Origin of the sequence: Phaeovulum sp. W22_SRMD_FR3 (assembly GCF_052113705.1) — a bacterium.
Lineage (GTDB): Bacteria > Pseudomonadota > Alphaproteobacteria > Rhodobacterales > Rhodobacteraceae > JBGQOG01.
Window position 1 is genome coordinate 116,507 of sequence record NZ_JBGQOG010000010.1, and the last position, 21,703, is coordinate 138,209.

The following is a 21,703-nucleotide window of genomic DNA, read 5'->3' on the forward strand; positions in this document are numbered from 1 at the left end:
GGTCAGAGCCGCTCGATCGCCAGCGCGATGCCCTGGCCGCCGCCGATGCACATGGTGACGAGCGCGCGGCGCCCGCCGGTACGCTCCAGCGCATGCAGCGCCTTCACCGTCAGGATCGCGCCGGTGGCGCCGACCGGATGGCCCAGCGCAATCGCGCCGCCATCGGGGTTGACCCGCGCCGGATCCATGCCCAAAGCCGCCGACACCGCCAAAGCCTGCGCGGCAAAAGCCTCATTCGATTCAATGAGATCAAAGTCAGATATTGTGAGGCCGATGCGCGCCAGAAGTGCTTCAACCGCCGGGACCGGGCCGATGCCCATCACCTCCGGCCGCACCCCGGCATGCGCATAGCCGAGAACACGTGCCCGGGGTTTCAGCCCCGCCGCCGCTGCCGCATCGGCCCGCGCCAGCACCAGCGCCGCCGCGCCGTCATTGATGCCCGAAGCATTGCCCGCCGTGACGCTGCCGCCCTTTTGAAAGACCGGGCGCAGGGCCGCCAAAGCCTCAGCGCTGGTGGCCTTCGGATGCTCATCCGTGTCGAAAACCACCTCGCCTTTGCGGGTTTTCAGCGTTACCGGCGCGATTTCGGCGCGAAAATGCCCCGCCGCAATCGCCGCCGCCGCCCGCCGCTGGCTTTCCAAGGCAAAGGCATCCTGCGCCGCGCGCGTGATCCCATGCTCAGCGGCCACATTCTCGGCCGTCACCCCCATATGACCGGTGCCAAAGGGGCAGGTCAGCGCGCCGGTCATCATGTCGAGCGCGGTGACATCGCCCATCTTCGCGCCCCAGCGGGCGGCGGGCAGGATATGCGGCGACCGGCTCATCACCTCGGCGCCGCCCGCCACGGCGAAATCGGCATCCCCCAGCATCAGGCTTTGAACTGCCGAAACCACCGCCTGCGCGCCGGAACCGCAGAGCCGGTTAACGTTCATCGCGGGGGTGCTGTCGGGAATGCCTGCCTGCATCGCTGCAACGCGGCTCACATACATGTCGCGCGGCTCGGTGTTGATCACATGGCCCATGACCACCGTGCCGATCCGGGCGCCCGCGACACCCGCGCGGTCCAGCGCGGCACGGATCACATGCGTGCCGAGATCAATCGGCGACAGCCCGGCAAGGCTGCCCCCGAAGGTGCCAATCGGGGTGCGGGCCCCCGACAGGATGACGATGTCATTGGATACAGTGTCGCGCATGGCAGCCCCCTTGTTCCTCGGGGTCAGCCTAGACCGCACCTGCCCCGCACGCCAGACGGAGCGGACGGCGGCGGGGCAAGTGACGGGACGTCAGATCACAGGACGCGGTGGTTATAAGGCGTCATGTCGCGCAGCATCTTGGCCCCGGTGATCAGCGCCCAGATGTGCATGATCGCCATCGCATCCTCATCCAGCGCCGGGCGGCGATGGTGATCGCTCAACTTCAGAATGCGGTAGGTTTCATTGAGATGATCCGACATGGCAACACTCCACAATTTCACTAAAACTGGAGTCAAATTGCGCCTGTCGGATTAAAGAACCCTTACCTTCCCCTTCAAGCCCTTGATAGAATTCGGATATGGTTAAACACGTTTAACCATGAGCCCCGGTCAGCGCACGGGCGCGTCGGGCGTCACCGAGATCTTTTGCCGCCCGGCGGGGGTCAGCAGCCAGGCATCGCGCCCCTCGATCACCACCGCCGACAGCGGCCCGCCATAGGCGGCAGAACTGTCGATGTTCAGCCGGTGGCCATAATGCGTGGCGTGATCCAGCGCGGTGTGGCCATGCACCACCAGCACCCCGTTGTCGCGGCGGTCGTCCAGCCAGCCTTCGCGGATCCAGACCAGATCATCCTCACGCTGATCACGCAGGGCCACGCCGGGGCGGATGCCCGCATGCACAAACAGGCTCTCGTCACGCTCATACCAAAGCGGAAGCGCCGCCAGCCAGTCGCGGTGGCTTTGCGGCACAGCGGCCAGCGCCTCGGCATGCACCTGATCCACCGGGCGCTGCCCCGGCTCGCGCAGGCCGTATGAGGCCAGGGTCTGCGGCCCCCCGAGGCGCGGATGCATCCAGCTGAGTTCGGCGCGCAGACCGGGTTCCGGCTCCCACGGGTCGTTGAGATAGCGCGAGAACATGCGGTCGTGGTTGCCCTTGAGGACCACCCAGGGTTCGCCCCGCGCTTGTCCCTGCAGAAGATACTCGACCACCCCGCGCGAATCCGGGCCCCGGTCGACCAGATCACCGACATGGATCACCGGGGTTTCCGCATCGCCATTTTGCGCCCGGTCCGCCGCGATCAGCGCATGGGCGCCCTCCAGCAGTTCCAGATGTCCGTGAATATCGCCAATGGCATAGCTCTGCATGCGCCCTCCGGAATAGAAAAGGCCCCCCGCCGAGGCGAGGGGCCAAATGCGTCGGGTCAGACCCTAGCTTATGCCACGTCGAAGGCCAGCGGTTTTACCTGCTGGAAGAGGCCGGTTGCCTGCAGCTCGGCCACAACTTTCTCGTCCAGCGGCTGGTCGAGATAGAGGATCGCGATGGCATCTTCGCCCACTTTGGCGCGGCCCAGAGTAAAGTTGGCGATGTTGACGCCGTTCTTGCCCAGAGTGCCGCCGAGGGTGCCGATGATGCCCGGCACGTCCTTGTTGGTGGTGTAGAGCATGTCCGCACCGACTTCGGCGTCGATGTTGATGCCCTTGATCTGGATGAAGCGCGGCTTGCCATCCGAGAAGACGGTGCCGGCAATCGAACGCTCGCGCTGATCGGTGACCACGGTCAGTTTGATATAGCCGTCAAACACGCCCGATTTCTCTTGCGTGGTGGTGGCAATCTGCACGCCGCGCTCTTTCGCGATGACCGGGGCCGAGACCATGTTCACGTCGGGGTTGGTTGCCTGCATGATCCCGGCGATGGCCGAGCAGTTCAGCGCGGCGAGGTTCATCTCGGTCACGACACCATCATAGAGGATGTTGATCGCCTTCACCGGCTCGTCGGTCATCTGGCCGACGAAAGCGCCCAGATGGCCTGCGAGTTTCACCCAGGGGCCCATCACGGCAGCCTCTTCAGCGGTGACCGACGGCATGTTCAGCGCGTTCGAGACGGCGCCGGTCAGCAGGTAGTCCGACATCTGCTCGGCCACTTGCAGTGCCACGTTTTCCTGCGCTTCGGTGGTCGAGGCGCCGAGATGCGGCGTCACCACCACATTCGGCAGACCGAACAGCGGGCTTTCGGTGGCGGGCTCCACGGCGAACACGTCAAGCGCGGCACCGGCGACATGGCCGGATTTCAGCGCGTCAAACAGCGCGGCTTCATCGATCAGACCGCCACGGGCGCAGTTGATGATCCGCACGCCTTTCTTGGCTTTGGCGATGGCTTCGGCCGAGAGGATGTTCTTGGTCTTCTCGGTCATCGGCACGTGCAGGGTAATGAAATCGGCGCGGGCCAGCAGCTCGTCCAGTTCCACCTTGGTCACGCCCATGGTCTTGGCGCGCTCTTCCGACAGGAAGGGGTCATAGGCCACGACCTTCATCTTCAGGCCCAGCGCACGGTCGCAGACGATGCCGCCGATATTGCCCGCGCCGATCACGCCGAGGGTCTTGTTGAAGACCTCAACGCCCATGAAGCGGTTCTTTTCCCATTTGCCTTCGTGGGTCGAGGCCGAGGCCTCGGGCAGCTGGCGCGCCACGGCGAACATCATCGCGATCGCATGTTCGGCGGTGGTGACCGAGTTGCCGAAGGGGGTGTTCATCACGATCACGCCCTTTTTCGACGCGGCCGGGATGTCGACGTTGTCGACACCGATCCCGGCGCGGCCGATGACCTTGAGGTTGGTCGCGGCGGCGAGGATTTTCTCGGTGACTTTGGTGGCCGAGCGGATCGCCAGACCATCATATTGGCCGATCACTTCCAGCAGCTTGTCTTTGTCTTTGCCGAGATCCGGCAGGTAATCCACCTCAACGCCACGGTCGCGGAAGATCTGCACGGCGGTTTCGGAGAGTTTGTCGGAGACGAGAACTTTGGGTGCCATTTTAGGCTCCTTCGAAAATTCAGGAATTTGGGAATGCGGGCACATCAGGCGCCCGCGAAGATCACGGTGGGATCGGGCTTGCGCCCCAAAGATCAGGCTTGCGCCGCGATCTCGGCGTTGAACGCGTATTCGATCCAGGGCATCAGCGCCACGACATCCGAAGTTTCCACCGTCGAGCCGCACCAGATCCGCAGGCCCGGAGGCGCATCGCGGTAGGCACCGGCATCCAGCGCAACGCCTTCTTTTTCCAGACGTTTCGCCACGTTCTTGGCGAAAGCCGCACCGTCCTTGATGCGGTCATCGGTGAACTTCAGGCAGACCGAGGTGGTCGAGGCAATCGCCGGATCCGAAGCCAGATTGGCAATCCAGGGCTTGTCGGCGATGAAATCGGCGATGGCCTTGGAATTGGCGGTGGCGCGGCCGATCAGACCTTGCAGGCCGCCGATCGATTGTGCCCATTTCAGCGCAACGAGGTAGTCTTCAACCGCCAGCATCGACGGGGTGTTGATCGTCTCACCGACGAAAATACCCTCGATCAGTTTGCCCTTGGCGGTCAGGCGGAAAATCTTCGGCAGCGGCCAGGCCGGGACGTAGGTCTCCAGACGCTCGACGGCGCGGGGGCTGAGGATCAGCACGCCATGCGCACCCTCGCCGCCCAGCACTTTTTGCCAGGAGAAGGTGACGACATCGAGTTTGTCCCAGGGCAGATCCATCGCGAAAGCAGCCGAGGTGGCGTCGCAGATGGTCAGGCCTTCGCGGTCGGCCGGGATCGCATCGCCGTTCGGCAGGCGCGCACCCGAGGTAGTGCCGTTCCAGGTGAAGACAACGTCTTTATTGAAATCGACCGTGGTCAGATCGACCACTTCGCCGTAGGGGGCTTTTTTGACTTCGGCGTCGAGTTTCAGCTGTTTCACCACATCGGTGACCCAGCCTTCGCCAAAGCTTTCCCAGGCCAGCATCTCGACCGGGCGAGCGCCCAGCAGCGACCACATCGCCATCTCGACGGCGCCGGTGTCCGAGCCCGGCACGATGCCGATGCGGTAATCGGCGGGCACGCCCAGAACCTCGCGGGTCAGGTCGATGGCTTCTTTCAGCTTCGATTTGCCCACGGCAGCACGGTGCGAGCGGCCCAAAGGCGCATCAGCAAGCATGTCGAGGGAGAAGCCGGGGATCTTCGCGCAGGGGCCCGAAGAAAAACGCGGATTGGCCGGCCGCGTGGCCGGGGTCGTCAGTGCAGTCATGGTATCCTCTCAGATAAACGCCCTACGTTGGGGTAGGGTGTCCCACCGCCGCAATTACGCCTGTCGCCTCTCTGGCACAAGCGGGAAAATTGCGCTAATGCGGCCTTTCATCCACGATTTACGACCTCACCCTCCACTATCGGAAACTTCCCATGTTTTTCGCCACGCTGATTGCGGCCCCCGCCCGCGCCAATCTGGACCTCGCCACCGTCGAGGCGCTGCGCGACGCCTGGGCGGGCAGCGCGATCACCTGGCTGAACCCCGGCATTGCCGCCGAATTCGCCATTGAGGCGGTGCCCGCGAACCGCTGGGATGTCTGGCAGGGGTTGCAGGGTCTGGGCATTGATCTGGTGGTGCAGCCCGCCGAGGGGCGCCGCAAACAGATGCTGCTGGCCGATATGGACAGCACGATGATCCAGCAGGAATGCATCGACGAGCTGGCCGATGTGGCGGGCGTCGGCGCGCGGGTGAAAGAGATCACCGCCCGGGCGATGAACGGCGAGCTGGATTTTGAAGGCGCGCTGAAGGAACGCGTGGGTCTGCTGAAGGGGCTGCCCGACAGCGTGATCGGTCAGGTGATTGCCGAGCGGATCAGCTTCATGCCCGGCGGGCGCGAACTCCTCGCCACGATGAAGGCGAATGGTGCCTATGCCGCATTGGTCTCGGGCGGGTTCACAGCCTTTACCGGCTATGTGGCGGAGACTTTGGGCTTTGACGAGAACCGCGCCAACACGCTGAACGTCGAGGCGGGGCATCTGACCGGCACCGTCGGCATGCCGATCCTGGGGCGCGAGGCGAAAGTGGCGGCGCTGGAAGAGATCAGCGCGCGGCTGGGCCTGCGGCACGATCAGGTGATGGCGGTGGGCGATGGCGCCAATGATCTGGGGATGCTGGGTCTGGCGGGGGCCGGGGTGGCGCTGCACGCCAAACCCTCGGTGGCCGCGCAATGCGACATCCGCATCAACCACGGCGATCTGACGGCGCTGCTCTATATTCAGGGCTATGCGGTCGGCGATTTCGCCTGATCGAGAGGTCAGGCAGACAAAAGGGGCGCCCGGCAGCTGCCGTGGCGCCCCTTCCTCATTCACGGCTCAGCGCAGGGCCTGCAACAGCTCCAGCGTGGCATAGCCATCCGCCGTCATCCCATTGGCGCGCTGCCAGGCAGTGATTGCGTTGATGGTGTTTGGCCCGATCATGCCGTCGGTGCCCTGGGTGTCATAGCCCGCCCGGGTCAGCCGCTGTTGAATCTCTTGCCGCTCATCCGAGGTCAGCGCGCGGCCCGTGCGCGGCCAGGGCTGCACGAAAGGCCCCTTGCCGCGCAGCCGGTCCGACAGATGGCCGACACCGATGACATAGGAATCGGCGGCATTGTAGCGCGAGATGGCGCGGAAATTGCTGCCGATCATCAGCGCCACACCTTTCGAGCCTGCGGGCAGCAGGATCGAGACCGGCCCCGCCATGGAGGCTGTGCCCCCGGAGGCCGCACGCACGCCCAGCGCCGCCCAGTCGGCGGCGGATTTCGTCGTGCCCTTGCCCGCCATATTGTAATTGAACCCGGCAGGCAGGACCACTTCCACCGCCCAGGGCTGACCTTTGACCCAGCCGGATTTCGAGAGATAGGCGGCCGTCGAGGCCAAGGCATCCGTCGGATCATCCGACCAGATGTCACGTTTGCCATCGCCACGGAAATCGACCGCAAAGGCGAGGTAGGAGGTGGGGATGAACTGCGTATGCCCCATCGCGCCCGCCCAGGAGCCGGTCATCCCTTCGGGTGACACATCGCCCGATTGCAGGATTTTCAGCGCCGCGACCAATTGCTGTTCAAAGAAGCTGGCGCGGCGGCCATCCTCGGCCAGCGTCGCCAGCGCCGGAATGATCGGTGTGGAGCCGCGCGAGGTGCCGTAGGAGGATTCCATCCCCCAGACCGCCGCCACCACCTCTTTTTCGACGCCATAGCGCGCCTCGATCGCCGACAGCTCGGCCCCGTGCTGCGCCAGCGCAGCGCGGCCGTTCGAGATGCGGGTCTCTGACACGGCGGTGTCGAGATAATCCCAGATCGTGCGGTTGAACTCGCTCTGGTTGCGGTCGCGGCGGATCACATCCGGCTGATAGCTGGCGCCCTGGAAGGCGCGGTCAAACACCTGCGGCGAGATGCCCTGCGACAGCGCGCGCGGACGGAAATCCGCCACCCAGGCCTGAAAACGCGCCTGATCAGAGGCGCTGGCGGCGGGGGTGGAACTGATCGGCACGATGCTGCTCCGGGATTCGGGGCGGGGGGAACGGTCCAACGGGCCGGCACATGCGGCCAGCCCGGTCAGGGAGATTACGGCAACCGCAACCGTTTTGAGAGAAGTATGTTTCACTGGCTCGCCTCTGGGGTTCTTTTGTCCCAGTGTAGCGCAAAGCGGCGGAAAGCCAATGCGGTGCGCGTCAGTGAAGGAAGGGTTCCGGCCGGTCTTCGCCGAAGAACGGCACCATCTGTGCGACAATCACCGAATTTTCCGCCAAGGCACGCGCCATCAACTCGCGCTCTTCCTCGGGCACTTCATGGCCCTGATCCAGACGCTCTTGCAGCGTGCCATAGCCCGTCACATCCAAGGGTGCCAGATCGGCCTGTTTCAGAATGAGAACGCTTTCGCGCACCGCCTCGGCCTCATCCACGCCCGAGGCATAGATGACAAGGCCCGCGCCGGTGGCGCCCTTCGGCAGCCCGTCGCCCGCCTTGCGGCCCACCTCGATCAGGAGCGTATAGACCTGCTGCGGGCGCTTCGGTTTCTTGACCTTCTCCACCGGCGCGTCCTCATCATCGAGATCGACAATCTCGACTTCGGTCAGACCGGCATCGGTCAGACTGGCATCGGCGGTCAGGTCATCTTCGGGCTTTTCGGGGGTGCTCGTCATCTTCATCTCCGCACTGGCGTTGTGGCGGACCTGCCAGCTTGCCCAATCTATCGCAAGCCTTTTCCCGTGGATATGGCACTAAAGCCGGGCCCCCAGACAGGCGGGCGTCCATTCTGCATGGCCACAGGCCGCGCAGGCCAACAGCGCCACGGGGGCAACCGCGCCACAGCGGATGCAGCAAAGCCCCGCCTGCCCCGCGTCAGCCTGCGGCGGCGGCGCAATCTCCGGCGGGGGAATCAGCGCAAGCCCCGGCTGCGCCCGGTCATAGCGCAGGATCGAGATCGCCCCGCCCCCCTCGACATAGGCGCGCCGGATCTGCCCGAGGTTGCTGACCTCCTTCAGGCGCAGCATCTCATAGAGCTCACCCGGCGCGAGGTTGCGCGCCGCCAGCCCCGCCAGATTGACCGCCCCGTCTCGGATCACCTCGACCGGCGCATCATCCAGCAGCGTCTCGGCGCGGGGATAACGGTGGATCAGCCATTCCAGCCCCTTGGTCACCCCCACAACCAGCGCCACCACCAGCATCGCCTGCGCCAGCGGCAAATCGGCATAAATCACGGAATCACCCACGGCCGAGCCGAGCGCGATGACCAACACGAAATCCACCAGCGACAGCTGACTGACCGAGCGGCCGCCGATCCAGCGCACCAGCGCCAGTGTCCAGACGTAGATGACGCCCGTCCGAAAAACGATTTCTAGGTAATAGAGGGCGGGATCGCTGCCCCACAACAGGCGCGTCACGTCAAAGGGAATGACCGGCTGGTCCATGGCTGCCTCACCGGGGGCACATCGCCCCACAGGCAGGCAACGCTGCGGCGGCAGGAGGGTTCCCGCCGCCACATGTCACGTCAGATCAGATCAATCGCGCAGCAGCTCGTTGATCGAGGTTTTCGAGCGGGTCTGTGCATCGACCTTTTTCACGATCACCGCGCAATAGAGATTCACGCCGTTTTTCGACGGCATCGAGCCCGCGACAACGACCGAGCCCGCGGGCACTTCGCCATAGCTGACCTCGCCGGTTTCACGGTCGACGATCTTGGTGGATTTGCCGATGAACACGCCCATCCCCAGCACCGAGCCTTCGCGGATGATGCAGCCCTCAACCACTTCCGAGCGCGCGCCGATGAAGCAATTGTCCTCGATGATCGTGGGACCCGCCTGCATCGGCTCCAGCACGCCGCCGATGCCGACGCCGCCCGAGAGGTGGACGTTCTTGCCGATCTGCGCGCAGGAGCCCACCGTGGCCCAGGCATCGACCATCGTGCCCGTATCGACATAGGCGCCGAGGTTGACGAAAGACGGCATCAGGACCACGCCCGGCGCGATATAGGCCGATTTGCGGACCACGCAATTGGGCACTGCGCGGAAGCCTGCGGCTTTCCACTCGGCCGCGCCCCAGCCCTTGAACTTGCTGTCGACCTTGTCCCACCAGCCCGAGCCCTGCGGCCCGCCTTCGTGGACTTCCATGTCCTGCAGACGGAAACCGAGGAGAACGGCTTTCTTCGCCCATTGGTTCACATGCCAGTGGCCATCGGCCTGACGCTCGGCCACGCGCAGCGTGCCTGCATCCAGCGCGGCCAGCGTGGTTTCAATGGCGTCCCGGGTTTCGCCCTTGGTGGCGGGGGTGATGGCGTCGCGGCCTTCCCAGGCGGCTTCGATGGCGGTTTCCAGCGCGGCGTTCGTCATGCGTCCCTCGTCTTTCCTGAGCGTTTCGTGTGGTATTGACGGGTTCCAGCCTATAGTTGGAAGCAAGACCTCACGCAATCCGGGACGGGAAGATCCATGCAAGAAGACAGCCGCAGCCATTCGTTCCGCGACAGCCATCAGGATGCGGCAGCGGCCCACCGGATCCCCGACACGCCGCAAACCCGCGCGCCAGCCTATCGTCTGGCCTTTACCGATACCGATTTCCTGATGCGCGAAGAGCTGCGCCCGGTGCGGTTGCAGCTGGAACTGCTGAAACCGCAGATGATCCTCGACGAGCGGGGGATCAATTCCACCGTCGTGCTGTTTGGCGGCGCCCGCATTCCGGCGCCCGAGCACAAGGACACGGCCAAGACCCCGATGCTGGGGGAGCTGTCGCGCTTTTACGCGGTGGCGCGCGAATTTGCCCGCAAGATGACCGAGCGCAGTCTGGAAACCTATGGCCGCGAGGATGTGATCTGCACCGGCGGTGGTCCCGGCGTGATGGAGGCGGGCAACCTCGGCGCGCATGAGGCGGGCGGGCAGTCGATCGGGCTGAACATCGTTCTGCCACATGAGCAGGCCCCGAACCCCTATGTCACGCCGGATCTGTCGTTCAACTTCCACTATTTCGCCATCCGCAAGATGCATTTCCTGATGCGGGCGCGGGCGATCTGCGTGTTTCCGGGCGGCTTTGGCACGCTGGACGAGATGTTCGAGGCGCTGACGCTGATCCAGACCAAACGGATGAAGCGCATCCCCTTCATCTTTTTTGGCGGCGATTTCTGGCGGCAGGTGATCAACTGGGATCTTCTGGTCGAAGCGGGCACCATTGCCGCCGCCGATCTCGATCTGTTCCATTTCGTCGAGACCGCGGATGAGGCGCTGGCGGTGATCGACGCTTTCGTCCCCGACTGCTGAGCGGGCAGAGCCTGCCCCTCGGGGCGGCGCGGTTCCGGGGCGCGTGACGTGGTTTCGGGGGACGCGGCCCGGTTTCGCGGCCTTTTGCGCCGCCTTCGGCAAATCCCCGCCGGATTATGACACCGCTGACATCAAACGTCAGCGAGCGGGGCACAATCGGGCATTGTAATTCTGCCCCACAGCCTTAATTCTAAAAGGGTATTCACCGAAGCCCCGGCTCCGATCCTGCCGCTTGTCCCGCAAGCGACAGGCGTAGCCCTATGGCTGCCGCCGCATAAAGGATCCGCCCATGAGCCACGAGACGCCCCTGATCGCCACCATTGTCGCCGGTCTGGGGCTGGCTTTTCTGTTCGGGCTTTTGGCGCAGAGGCTGCGATTGCCAACCCTTGCGGGCTATCTGATGGCCGGGGTGATCATCGGCCCCTTCACCCCCGGCTATGTCGCCGATCAGGAGCTTGCCAATGAGCTGGCCGAGCTTGGGGTGATCCTGCTGATGTTTGGCGTCGGCCTGCATTTCTCGATCAAGGATCTGATGGCGGTGAAGAACATCGCCATTCCCGGCGCCTTGGGCCAGATCACGGTCGCGGTTCTTGCGGGACTGGGGCTGTCGGTCGCGCTCGGCTGGAGCATCGGGGCCGGGCTGATCTTTGGCCTTTCGCTCTCGGTTGCCTCCACCGTGGTGCTCTTGCGCGCGCTGGAAGAGCGCGGGCTGGTGGCGGCGCGGCGCGGGCAGATCGCGGTGGGCTGGCTGATCGTGGAGGATCTGGTGATGGTGATCACCCTCGTGCTGATCCCGCCGCTGGCGGGGCTGCTGGGCGGCGCCACGCCGCCGCTGGAAGGCGAAGCGGCCACGGCAACCGCCCTCGGCATGGGGCCGGTGGCGGCGGCGCTGGCGACCACGGCGGTCAAGGTCGCGGCCTTTGTGGCGCTCATGCTGGTGGTGGGGCGCAAACTGATCCCGGCGGCGCTCGACTATGTGGCGCGCACCGGCTCGGCCGAACTCTTTCGCCTCTCGGTGCTGGCCATCGCGCTGGGGGTGGCCTTTGGCTCGGCCTATCTCTTCGGCGTCTCGTTCGCGCTGGGGGCGTTCTTCGCCGGGATGGTGATGGCAGGCTCTCCCCTGTCGCATCAGGCCGCCGAGGAGACGCTGCCGCTGCGCGACGCTTTTGCCGTGCTGTTCTTCGTCTCGGTGGGGATGCTCTTCAACCCGATGGTCCTGCTGCAAGAGCCGCTGGCGGTGCTGGCGACGGTGCTGGTGATCGTGGTGGTGAAATCGGCCGCCGCTTACGGCATCGTGCGCGCCTTTGGTCATGGCAAGGAAACCGCGCTGACCATTGCCGCCAGCCTGGCGCAGATCGGCGAGTTTTCCTTCATCCTGATCGTGTTGGGTGTTTCGCTGGACATCGTGCCCATCGCGGCGCGGGATCTGGTGGTGGCGGGGGCGCTGCTCTCGATCCTGCTCAACCCGGTGCTCTTCCATCTGCTCGACCGCTGGTCCGAAAAGCACCCTGCCCCGGATGGGGTGAGCAAGGCGGATATTGAGGCGGCACTGGCCGATGAACCCGCAGACAGCGGGGAAGAACCCCCCGCGACCGCCGACAGCGACGCGGCGGAAGAGACGCCTTCGCAAGAAGCGGATAAATCCGCCGCCTGAGCGCGGGCGGGCGCACCACCACCACGCAAAAGGCCGCCCCCTCGGGCGGCCTTTCTTGTCCAGAAACCCTGTGGCTTCAGTTCTGCGCGGTTTCCGCGTCGATCTGCGCCTTCGATTTGCGGCCACGTTCGGTGGCGGATTTCAGCTGGCCACAGGCGGCCATGATATCCTCGCCGCGCGGGGTGCGGATCGGGCTGGCGTAGCCCGCGTTGTAGATGATGTCCGCGAACTTATGGATGCGGTTGTTCGACGAGCGTTTGTAGGGCGCGCCGGGCCATTCGTTGAACGGGATCAGGTTGATCTTGGCCGGGATGCCCTTGATCAGCTCGATCAGACGATAGGCGTCTTCCTTGGTGTCGTTCACCCCTTCCAGCATCACATATTCAAAGGTAATGCGTTCCGAGTTGGACAGATTGGGATAGTCGCGCAGCGCGTCCAAGAGCTCGGCGATGTTCCATTTCTTGTTGATCGGCACCAGCTTGTCGCGCACCTCATCGGTGGTCGCGTGGAAGCTGACCGCGAGAAGACAGCCGATCTCGGTGGCCGTGCGCGCAATCTCGGGCACGACACCGCTGGTCGAGAGCGTGATCCGGCGGCGGCCAAGGCCGATGCCTTCATTGTCCATCACGATCTTCATCGCATCGCGGACATTCTCAAAGTTATAGAGCGGCTCGCCCATGCCCATCAGCACGATGTTCGAGATCAGCCGCCGCTCATCATCCGAGCGGGTGCCGGGTTTCGGCCATTCGTTCATATCGTCGCGCGCCAGCATCACCTGCCCGACGATTTCGCCCGCCGTCAGGTTGCGCACCAGTTTCTGCGTGCCGGTATGGCAGAAGGAACAGGTCAGCGTGCAGCCCACCTGGCTGGAGATGCACAGTGTCCCGCGGCCCTCCTCCGGGATATAGACCACCTCAACCTCATGGCCGCCGGCGATCCGCACCAGATATTTGCGGGTGCCATCGGTCGAGATCTGCCGGGTGACCACTTCCGGCAAAGTGATCTCGAATTTCTCGGCCAGAAGCGCGCGGAAATCCTTGGCAAGGTTGGTCATCACGCTGAAATCGCGGATGCCCCAGTAATAGACCCATTGCCAGACCTGACCGACCCGCATCTTGGCCTGCTTTTCCGGCGTGCCCGCAGCGATCAGCGCGGCGCGCAGCTCATCCCGCGTCAGGCCGACGATGTTCACCTTGTCGGTTTCCGGCAATTTGCGCGGAATCGTCAGCACATCCTGCGTGATCGGCGCAGAGGGCGTCGGGGTGGTGGTCGGAATCGGGGTGTTCTCGGTCATGGGCGCGGTCCTGAATGAAGACTGCACGATATAGGGGATTCGCGCGCAAAACGAAACAGGCATTGCGCGCCGCCCCGGTCACAAGAAAAACAGGGCCCCGTCAGATGAAAAAGGGGGCCAGCGGCCCCCGTTTCCCGATCAGTTGCAGCGCTTGGAGGCTTCGTCCATCGCGGCGGTAAAGCCCAGGAGCGAGAATTTGTCCTGCGTGTTGGTCCCGCGCGAGGAATGGCCGCGCAGAATGGCCGAGGTGCCGGATTTCATCTTGGCGATGATCTTGGCGTCATCCTCTGCCGTGCCCGACCAGGCATTCTCGCCGGTCGAGAACAGGTTGAACTTGGTGCCATCGACATCCAGCTCAACGGTCGAGCCTTCGGCGAACGGATAGCCGCCCGCAAAGGACACTTCGCCGGTTTTGCCCGGGCGGTAGGTGACAAACAGCAGGATCTTGCCGCGTTTCACCGCCACCGATTTGCCATCCTTGGTGTTGATGGTCTCTTTGGGCTGCGACACGCCCCAGCATTCCTTCGACGGCTTGTCTTCGACAAAGACGCTCCAGTCGGTGGAGGCGGAAACGCGGTTGGTGCTTTCTTGGGCGTTCGCGGCGGTTGCGCCGATGCCAGCAAGTGCAAAAATGGCGGCGCCAACGCCGCGCAGCATGAATTTCGTCATTTGTTCACAGTCTCCAGCTGCCTATGCCTCAGGGTCCGCTTGTGGCGGTGCTTTTGGAGCACCTTTTCCAATGGCGGATGTTTTTTCAACTCGATATCCCTCAGATAACGCAAAAGTGCCGGAGGGGCAAAGCCCCCTCGGCAGGAAATCGCTGAAAACAGGGGGAATCCATGGCAGCTGCACCGATGATTGAACTTTGGCGCGGTGGTTTGCTGGAAAGCCAGCATGCGGGCCACGCGGTGATCTGGGGGCCGGGCGGCATCGAAGCGGCCTGGGGCGACCCGGATGCGGTGATCTTTCCGCGCTCGTCGTGCAAGATGATCCAGGCGCTGCCGCTGGTGGAAAGCGGTGCAGCCGATGCCTTTGGCCTCACCCCCCGGCAACTTGCCCTTTCCTGCGCCAGCCATCAGGGGGCCGAGATCCACACCCGGGCCGTCAGCGACTGGCTGGAGGCGCTGGGGCTGGGCGAGGCCGATCTGCGCTGCGGCAGCCATCTGCCCTATGACAGCGCCGCCAGTCAGGCGCTGGTCTGTTCCGACACCGCCCCCTGCCAGATCCACAACAACTGCTCGGGCAAGCACAGCGGTTTTCTGACGCTGAACCGGCATCTGCGCGGCGGTTCGGAATATGTCGAGCTGGACCACCCCGTGCAGCGCGCCGTGCGTGAGGCGAGCGAGGATGTCACCGGCATGACCGCGCCGGGCTATGGCATCGACGGCTGCTCGGCACCAAATTTCGCCACCACCACGGCGGGTCTCGCCCGCGCGATGGCGTTTTTCGCCGCAGCCAACCCGGAGGGCACGGCGCGCGAGGCCGCCGCCGCACGGCTGACCCGGGCGATGGCGGCTTTCCCCGAGATGGTGGCCGGTGAGGGCCGCGCCTGTACCGCCCTGATGCGGGCAATGGGCGGCAAGGTGGCGGTGAAGACCGGGGCCGAGGCGGTTTTCGTGGCGATCCTGCCCGACCAGAAACGCGGTATCGCGCTGAAGATCACCGATGGTGCCACCCGCGCCTCCGAAGCGGCGATCACCGCGCTTTTGATCCGGCTGGGGGCGCTGGAGGCCGCCGATCCGGTGGCGCAGCGCTATCTAACGCCGCCGCAGGTGAATCGGCGCGGCATCGTCACCGGCGAGATGCGGCTGGCCCCGGGATTTGGCTGAGGCACCGGCTCAGGCGCCCTGCACGAGGTTCCAGATCAGTTTCAGCGCCAGCGCCGAGGAGGTGACGACCAGCAAGGGTTTGATCACCCGGGCGCCGACGCGCATGGCGACCAGACTGCCAAGGCGGGCGCCGCCGATCTGCGCCACGCCCATCGCCAGCCCCATCGCCCACCAAGGCGCCCCCGCGAGTGCAAAGACGGCCAGCCCGCCGAGGTTGGAGGCGAGGTTGAGGAATTTCGTATGCGCCGTGGCCTTGAGCACGCCGTAACCCGCCAGCGTCACAAAACCCATCATGTAGAATGACCCCGCGCCCGGCCCGACCAGCCCGTCGTAAAAGCCACAGAGCGGCACGATGCTCAGCGTGAACAGCGCGGGCGTCAGCCGCTGCTGGCGGTCGCTGTCATCGAGACCCTTCTTGAAGGCAAAGAAGGCGGCAATCCCGATCAGAATGGCGGGGAGCGCATAGCGCAGCCCCTCGGTCGGCAGCACGGAAATCAGCGCGGCCCCGGCGCCGCTGGCCACAAAGGCGAGCGCTGCCGCCTTCAGCTGACGGCGCGGCTGCACATGTCCGGCCCGGGCATAGCTGATCGCGGCGGTCGCGGCGCCAAACACCCCCTGCACCTTGTTGGTCGAAAGCGCCTGCAACGGCGTCGCCCCCGCGAGGAGCAGCATCGGCAAGGTGATCAAGCCGCCACCCCCCGCAATACTGTCAACAAAACCAGCCGCGAAAGCAGCGCCGATCAGCATCAGCGCAAGGTCCAGGGATACTTCGAACATGGAGGGGCTCCTTTGATCCGCGCCGTGCCAGAAGCCGTCACGGAAGTAAAGTGACCCCGATCCCGGCGCGTTACCGCGCGCCGGGGCATCGCGCGACGACCTTCAGTTGAAACCTCTTCCCACCGGTTCTATAAACCCGGAAAGCACAGGCCGTCAGTCGAGGAGACAAGATGCGGGAACCTTCACTACGGCCATCAACTTCCCCGATGTTGCCGCATATCCTGCCTGCCCCCAACTTCAGTGACGCGCGCGGATCTTTAGGCGTTCTGGAGGGGGAAAGCCTGCCCTTCGACATCGCGCGGGTCTATTATCTCTACGATGTCCCGATTGGCGCGGTCCGCGGCGAGCATGGTCACAAAAAGCTGGAACAGCTGATGATCTGCATGCATGGCGAAGTGGAAGTCATCCTGAACGACGGCTCCAAACAATATCATTTTGAACTGAAAGACGCCTCGCAGGTGCTCTATGTGCCCAGCGGTCTGTGGCGGCGGCTGCGTTTCGTGATGCCGGAGACCGTGGTCTGCGTGCTGGCCTCGCGCCCCTATGAGACGGAAGACTACCTGTATTCCTACGAAGATTATCTCGCCTGGGTCCGGTCGCCGGAACGCCAGCAGCTGCAGAAGTGATCCCCATGCAAGAGTATAAATTCCTCGACGTCGGCTTTACCTACACCAGCCTGGCAGCCGAGATGGATGCCGCCTATGCCCGCGTCATGCAGTCGGGCATGTATATCGGCGGGGCCGCGCTCGAGGCGTTTGAGGCCGAATTCGCCGCTTATTGCGGTGCCAAATATTGCGTGGGTGTCGGCAATGGGCTGGAGGCGCTGGTGCTGCCGCTGCGCGCCCGCGGGATTGGCCCGGGGGACGAGGTGATCGTTCCCGCCAATACGTTCATCGCCACCTGGCTTGCGGTCAGTCAGACCGGGGCGCAGCCTGTCCCCGTGGATGCCGATCCGGCGACCATGAACATTGATCTGGCCGGCGTCGCGGCCGCGATCACCCCGCGCACCCGTGCCATCATGCCCGTGCATCTTTATGGCGCGCCGGTGCCCTGCGAGGGGCTTCGTGCGCTGGCCGAGGCGCATGACCTGCTCTTGATCGAGGATTCCGCGCAGGCCGTCGGGGCGACCGACGGCGGCAAGAAAGCAGGCGTTTTGGGCCATTGCGCGGGCTTCAGCTTTTATCCGGGCAAGAACCTCGGGGCCTTTGGCGATGGTGGCGCGGTGGTGACCGATGACGCCGAACTGGCCAGTGCGGTGCGGATGCTCTCGAATTACGGCTCGAAGGTGAAATACCAGCACGAGGTGGCGGGCGGAAACTCCCGGCTGGATCCGTTGCAGGCGGCCTTCCTGTCGGTGAAACTGCCGCATCTGGACGCCTGGACCGCGCAACGGCGCGAGATTGCGGCCGTTTATGACCGGGTGCTGGCGGATATTCCGGGCCTGACTCTGCCGCAGGTGTCACCCGGCACGCAATCGGCCTGGCATCTCTATGTGCTGCGTCATGAGCAGCGCGACGCCTTGCAAAAGGCGCTGATCGCCCGCGGCGTGGCCTGCGCCCTGCATTACCCGGTGCCGAACCATCAAAGCGGCGCCTTTGTCGCCGAATTCGGGCATATGTCCTTTCCGGTGACCGAAGCGATCTGCCGGACCTGCCTCAGCATTCCGATGGGTCCGCATCTGTCCCTGACCGACGCCGAAGCCATTGCCGCCATCGTGGCGGAGGTGGCGCGATCCCTGTGAAAGGCCCCCCGGCATGAGTGTTCCCGCGCAGGCCGCGACAGAGGCGCATCCCATGATGCTCGCCGAAACGATCCGTTCGGCGCCCAATGTGGCGGTGGCGCTGGAATGTCTGGTGGCGGCACGGCGGGGGTCGGCATCTTGTGATCCCCAAGCCCTTGATGCGGCCTATGCGGCCCTGCTCGCGCGGCTTGCGCAGGGCGGGGAAACCGGGCTGGCGCACGATCTGCCCCGCACATTGCCGGTCATCGGGTTCGACCGGCCGACCAATCTGCATGTGGTCAGTGCCGAGAGGCCGGATAGTCCCGCTCTGGATACGCCCGCTCTGGACAGGCCTGCCCTGTGCGCCGCACGTCTGCTGATGGCCGCGCGGCCGGGTGAACGACATCTCGTGCTCTTCACCGGCGCCGAGCCTGATGCCCGCACGGAAGCCCTGATCCGGCGCAATGGCGGGGCGGTGATCAAGGCCGATCCCGGCCTCGACCGGCTCGACCGGTGGCTCTGGCTGCAGGACAAGCTGCAGGTCTATCAACCGCAGCGGCTTTTCCTGCATGCCGCCGGGGCTGACGTTCTGGCGGGGCTGGCGGCGCGGTGGGTGCAGGCCGCCGCCCGCGATGGCGTCCGGCAGCCCCACCTCTATCTGATCCACGCGACGGCACCGGGCAGCATCAACGCTGATCTCGTCGGCACCCATCTGGCCGGGGTGGTGCATATCGTGCCCGACGCGCCCGCAAGCGCGGATCTTCGGAACCATCTTACGCGCCTTTCGCAACCCGGCGTGACACGGCCCCCGGTCGCTGTGATCCCGCAACTGCACCAGACCGCCTTGATCCCGCAACCGGATCAGCCCCTGCCCGCGCTGCGGCCACTCGACCGCCAGCACGGACGCAAACAACTGGCGGTGAGCGCGCTGCGCCAACTGAAAGACCATGCACGTCGCCGCCGCGTTCTGGCAAAGCGAAAACTCACGGAGCTGAAGCGTCACCTGTCGCGCAGCACCACAGGCACCGATACCACAGACCTTCAGCGCGGGTTGTTGCGCCGTCATCTGGCGCGGCTGATCGACTGGCGGGAAACGCCCCTGCAAAAACCGATTGATCCGGCCGCGGGCCGCGCCGCCGCACGGGCCCTGTTTGATGCAGACTGGTACCGCCAGCAGCGGCCCGCTTTGCCCGCACAGAGCGATGCTTTCGAGGATTATCTGGCACGCGGTGCCGCCGATGGCCTGTCCCCCAATCCTTTGTTCGATCCGGCCTTTTATGCCGCGCAACTGTCGCAGCTTGCCCTCCCCGCCACCGATCTTTTGGCGCATTATGCCCTGATCGGTGAAAAACGGGGCTACCTGCCGCATCCCTTGTTCGTTCCTGGCCATTATGCGGCACAGGCAGGCCCGGTTGCGATCTCGGACTCACTGCTCGGGCATTATCTGCGTGCAGGGGCCGGGGCGGCGATACCGCATCCGCTGTTTGACGCGGTGCATTACATGAAAACGCTGGGGTTCCTGCCGCGCGGCATGCCCCTGTTGGTGCATATGGCCACCGAAGGGCTGCGCTCGGGGGCGAGTCCGCATCCGCTGATCGAGCCTGCCTTCCTGAAGGCCCTGACGCCGGATCCGCAACGTGGCCTGTACGACTGGCTGACGGCAAGCGGTGCCTCGACGCAGGAAATCCCCACGGCCCTGCTGCTGGATCCCGTCCGGCTGGGCCGGGGCGCCGAAGACCACTACGCCAATCTCGCGCCGAATATGCTCTGGGCCTATCTGATCGAAGGCAATCAACCCGATCGTGCGCCGCATCTTTTGGTCCGCGCCCGGCATGCCGCCCGCAAGCGCCCGGAATTGTTGCTGCAACACCGGCCGTTGCTGCTGGAAATGACCAGCGGCTTGCTGGATGCCGTGGATGTGCATCCGCTGGTCAGCACCGACTATCTGCGCGCCCAGGCGCCCTGGATCGCGATCAGCGGCCAGCATCCCACCCGTTATTTCGTCGAGCGGGCCATTAGCGAGAACCTGCGCCCGCATCCCTGGTTCTCAACTCAGTTCTATCTGATGCACAGCCCGGATGTGGCCAGCGCCGGCATCAACCCGCTGATGCATTATCTGGAATTTGGCCAGTTCGAAGGCCGCCTGCCGCATCCTTTCTTTGACGGCAACGATTACTACCACCGCTATATCCCGCATTCCGGCCGCAGTTCGCCGCTTCTGGACTATGCCGCGCGCGGCGCCGGGCAATTCCGGCCGACGCAACCGCACGATCCGGCGCAGGTATCTCTGGCGCTGCAAACCGTGCGCGCGGTCTTTGCCGGGCCGGAAGCTGATCACGCACGGGCCGAAGCCATGCTGCGCACCGCGATCCAACCCGCCAACCGCGCCCAGCACCCGACGCTGCAGATCGGCAGCCACGGCCGGGCAGAGCAGGGTGCTGCGGCGCGGGTCTGCGTGGTGGAGCCGGCTGCGGTTGCCTTGCCGCGCCCGTCCGTGCTCAGCACCCGGCACGTCGCGCCGCCCCCGGTGCGCTATACCGCGCCTGCGGCCCATCGGGCGGTCTTTGCCGATGTCACGGTACTGGGTGGCGCCGATGGTCATCTGACCGCCGCCTCGGAATGGTGGGCCGAGGGGCCCGAAATGGCGCCGGTTCCCGGATCTGCCGAAGCGCAGGACGCCGATCTGACCCTGCGCCCCTTCACCCCGGTGGCGGCCCTCTCCGAAACCGCTGCGCTCCTGCGGCACCACAGCCGGGAAACCGCTCTTGCGACGGCCATTTTCGCCTGTGGCAGCCGCAGCTCGGACCTGGCGCATTTTCTTCTGGAAACCCTGCCGCGCGCCATGATGGCCGCCGCAGAAGCGCCCCCGGGCACGCCTGTCCTGACCGAGGATGACCTCGGGCCGCTGCACTATCAGGCGCTGCGCCTGGCGCTGCCGGAGCATCCGGTGCTGCGGATGTCGCGCGGTGCCAGCCTGACGGTCCGGCGGTTGTATCACGCCAGCATGGTCAACCAGCTGGACACACCGCAGCAGCGGCATGATCCGGCGGCGCCGCCGCCACCTGCCGCGCTGCGGCTGCATCCGGCCCTGCTCGCTCAGCTCAACAGGTTGGCAGGTCAGGCGGTTGGTGCCCTGCCGCGGGCCGGTGGCAAGATCTTCCTGCACGACCGGACCCGCCCCACCCGCAGCATCCTCAACATCGCCGACGTCGACCAGCAGATGCGCAAGGCGGGGCATCGCCACATTGACCCGAGCCAGCTGTCGTTTGCCGAGCTGGTGCAGGAGATCGCCGCCGCCGATCAGATCGCGGTCAGCGATGGCCCGCAACTGGCCTTGCTGGTTTTCGCCCGCCCCGGAACACGAGTCAAAGTGCTGATGGGGCAAGCCACCGGCGCCGATTACCACCGGGCGGATCTGATCTGCAGATTGTGCCACCTGGACGTGGTAACGATTGCAGGCTGGCAGGTCACCGGCAGCGTGCAGATGCATCTGCCCGCCGCGCATGCACATTTCACGGTACCACCGGGGTATCTTGAGGCGTTTTTCCCGGCGGTGTCCGAGCCGGTGCCGGCGGATCTGCCCGCGGTACTGACGGCGCTGCATGGCATGGCCGCGCGGGCCGATGTGCTCACCGGGGCCTGGGCCCTGCGCGCTGAGCCGACACCGCCCGACTTCACCCG

Annotated in this window: 19 protein-coding genes; 7 read left to right on the forward strand and 12 right to left on the reverse strand. The window is 65.0% G+C overall.

What is annotated here, in order from left to right:
* Window positions 1-2: 2 nt before the first annotated feature.
* From bktB to ACEN2S_RS14245, 5 genes are all read right to left on the reverse strand, one after another.
* Window positions 3-1,193: a beta-ketothiolase BktB gene (gene bktB / locus ACEN2S_RS14225; protein ID WP_441866841.1), complete on the reverse strand. Its 1,191-nt coding sequence runs from the start codon at window positions 1,191-1,193 to the stop codon at window positions 3-5.
* A gap of 95 nt (window positions 1,194-1,288) precedes the next feature.
* Window positions 1,289-1,453: a hypothetical protein gene (locus ACEN2S_RS14230; protein WP_441866843.1), complete on the reverse strand. Its 165-nt coding sequence runs from the start codon at window positions 1,451-1,453 to the stop codon at window positions 1,289-1,291.
* Between the two features lie 129 nt (window positions 1,454-1,582).
* A complete protein-coding gene (locus ACEN2S_RS14235; RefSeq protein WP_441866845.1) occupies window positions 1,583-2,338 on the reverse strand; it encodes a metallophosphoesterase in 756 nt (251 codons plus the stop codon).
* A gap of 68 nt (window positions 2,339-2,406) precedes the next feature.
* Entirely contained in the window at window positions 2,407-4,002 is a 1,596-nt protein-coding gene (serA, locus tag ACEN2S_RS14240; protein WP_441866847.1) for a phosphoglycerate dehydrogenase, read from the reverse strand.
* 92 nt (window positions 4,003-4,094) lie between these two features.
* Complete coding sequence (locus ACEN2S_RS14245; RefSeq protein ID WP_441866848.1) at window positions 4,095-5,243, reverse strand: phosphoserine transaminase; 1,149 nt, start codon at window positions 5,241-5,243, stop codon at window positions 4,095-4,097.
* Between the two features lie 152 nt (window positions 5,244-5,395).
* Between ACEN2S_RS14245 and serB the strand changes: the two genes are divergently transcribed.
* The gene (serB, locus tag ACEN2S_RS14250; protein ID WP_441866850.1) at window positions 5,396-6,268 is read left to right on the forward strand and encodes a phosphoserine phosphatase SerB; all 873 of its coding nucleotides are present in this window, start codon (window positions 5,396-5,398) and stop codon (window positions 6,266-6,268) included.
* A gap of 66 nt (window positions 6,269-6,334) precedes the next feature.
* Here serB and ACEN2S_RS14255 read toward each other — a convergent pair whose 3' ends face one another.
* The 4 genes from ACEN2S_RS14255 to dapD form a co-directional block, all read right to left on the reverse strand.
* On the reverse strand, window positions 6,335-7,567 hold the full coding sequence (locus ACEN2S_RS14255) for a lytic murein transglycosylase (protein ID WP_441866882.1): 1,233 nt from the start codon (window positions 7,565-7,567) through the stop codon (window positions 6,335-6,337).
* Window positions 7,568-7,673: 106 nt separating this feature from the next.
* The gene (locus ACEN2S_RS14260; protein ID WP_441866884.1) at window positions 7,674-8,033 is read right to left on the reverse strand and encodes a hypothetical protein; all 360 of its coding nucleotides are present in this window, start codon (window positions 8,031-8,033) and stop codon (window positions 7,674-7,676) included.
* Window positions 8,034-8,222: 189 nt separating this feature from the next.
* A complete protein-coding gene (locus ACEN2S_RS14265) occupies window positions 8,223-8,912 on the reverse strand; it encodes a DUF421 domain-containing protein (RefSeq protein WP_441866852.1) in 690 nt (229 codons plus the stop codon).
* 90 nt (window positions 8,913-9,002) lie between these two features.
* Window positions 9,003-9,830: a 2,3,4,5-tetrahydropyridine-2,6-dicarboxylate N-succinyltransferase gene (gene dapD, locus ACEN2S_RS14270; protein ID WP_441866854.1), complete on the reverse strand. Its 828-nt coding sequence runs from the start codon at window positions 9,828-9,830 to the stop codon at window positions 9,003-9,005.
* Window positions 9,831-9,926: 96 nt separating this feature from the next.
* Here dapD and ACEN2S_RS14275 point away from each other — a divergent pair, with 96 nt between their 5' ends.
* Both ACEN2S_RS14275 and ACEN2S_RS14280 read left to right on the forward strand, forming a co-directional pair.
* Window positions 9,927-10,748 (forward strand): LOG family protein, encoded by an 822-nt coding sequence (locus ACEN2S_RS14275; RefSeq protein WP_441866856.1) that lies wholly within the window; start codon window positions 9,927-9,929, stop codon window positions 10,746-10,748.
* Window positions 10,749-11,037: 289 nt separating this feature from the next.
* A complete protein-coding gene (locus ACEN2S_RS14280) occupies window positions 11,038-12,402 on the forward strand; it encodes a cation:proton antiporter domain-containing protein (protein WP_441866858.1) in 1,365 nt (454 codons plus the stop codon).
* Window positions 12,403-12,478: 76 nt separating this feature from the next.
* Here the strand turns inward: ACEN2S_RS14280 and rlmN are convergent, their stop codons facing one another.
* Both rlmN and ACEN2S_RS14290 read right to left on the reverse strand, forming a co-directional pair.
* Window positions 12,479-13,696, reverse strand: coding sequence for a 23S rRNA (adenine(2503)-C(2))-methyltransferase RlmN (rlmN, locus tag ACEN2S_RS14285; RefSeq protein WP_441866860.1), 1,218 nt, complete (start codon window positions 13,694-13,696; stop codon window positions 12,479-12,481).
* A 138-nt stretch (window positions 13,697-13,834) separates the two neighbouring features.
* Window positions 13,835-14,365 carry an invasion associated locus B family protein gene (locus ACEN2S_RS14290; protein WP_441866862.1) on the reverse strand — a complete coding sequence of 177 codons (531 nt, stop codon included), beginning with the start codon at window positions 14,363-14,365 and terminating at the stop codon, window positions 13,835-13,837.
* Between the two features lie 170 nt (window positions 14,366-14,535).
* On the opposite strand from ACEN2S_RS14290, the gene ACEN2S_RS14295 reads away from it, so the two are divergent.
* A complete protein-coding gene (locus tag ACEN2S_RS14295; protein WP_441866864.1) occupies window positions 14,536-15,525 on the forward strand; it encodes an asparaginase in 990 nt (329 codons plus the stop codon).
* 9 nt (window positions 15,526-15,534) lie between these two features.
* On the opposite strand, the gene ACEN2S_RS14300 is transcribed toward ACEN2S_RS14295, so the two are convergent.
* On the reverse strand, window positions 15,535-16,302 hold the full coding sequence (locus ACEN2S_RS14300; RefSeq protein WP_441866866.1) for a TSUP family transporter: 768 nt from the start codon (window positions 16,300-16,302) through the stop codon (window positions 15,535-15,537).
* Window positions 16,303-16,472: 170 nt separating this feature from the next.
* On the opposite strand from ACEN2S_RS14300, the gene ACEN2S_RS14305 reads away from it, so the two are divergent.
* The 3 genes from ACEN2S_RS14305 to ACEN2S_RS14315 form a co-directional block, all read left to right on the forward strand.
* On the forward strand, window positions 16,473-16,928 hold the full coding sequence (locus tag ACEN2S_RS14305; protein ID WP_441866868.1) for a sugar 3,4-ketoisomerase: 456 nt from the start codon (window positions 16,473-16,475) through the stop codon (window positions 16,926-16,928).
* Between the two features lie 5 nt (window positions 16,929-16,933).
* Window positions 16,934-18,043: a DegT/DnrJ/EryC1/StrS family aminotransferase gene (locus ACEN2S_RS14310; protein WP_441866870.1), complete on the forward strand. Its 1,110-nt coding sequence runs from the start codon at window positions 16,934-16,936 to the stop codon at window positions 18,041-18,043.
* A gap of 13 nt (window positions 18,044-18,056) precedes the next feature.
* The coding region (locus ACEN2S_RS14315; RefSeq protein WP_441866872.1) for a glycosyltransferase 61 family protein at window positions 18,057-21,703 on the forward strand (3,647 nt) is incomplete at its 3' end.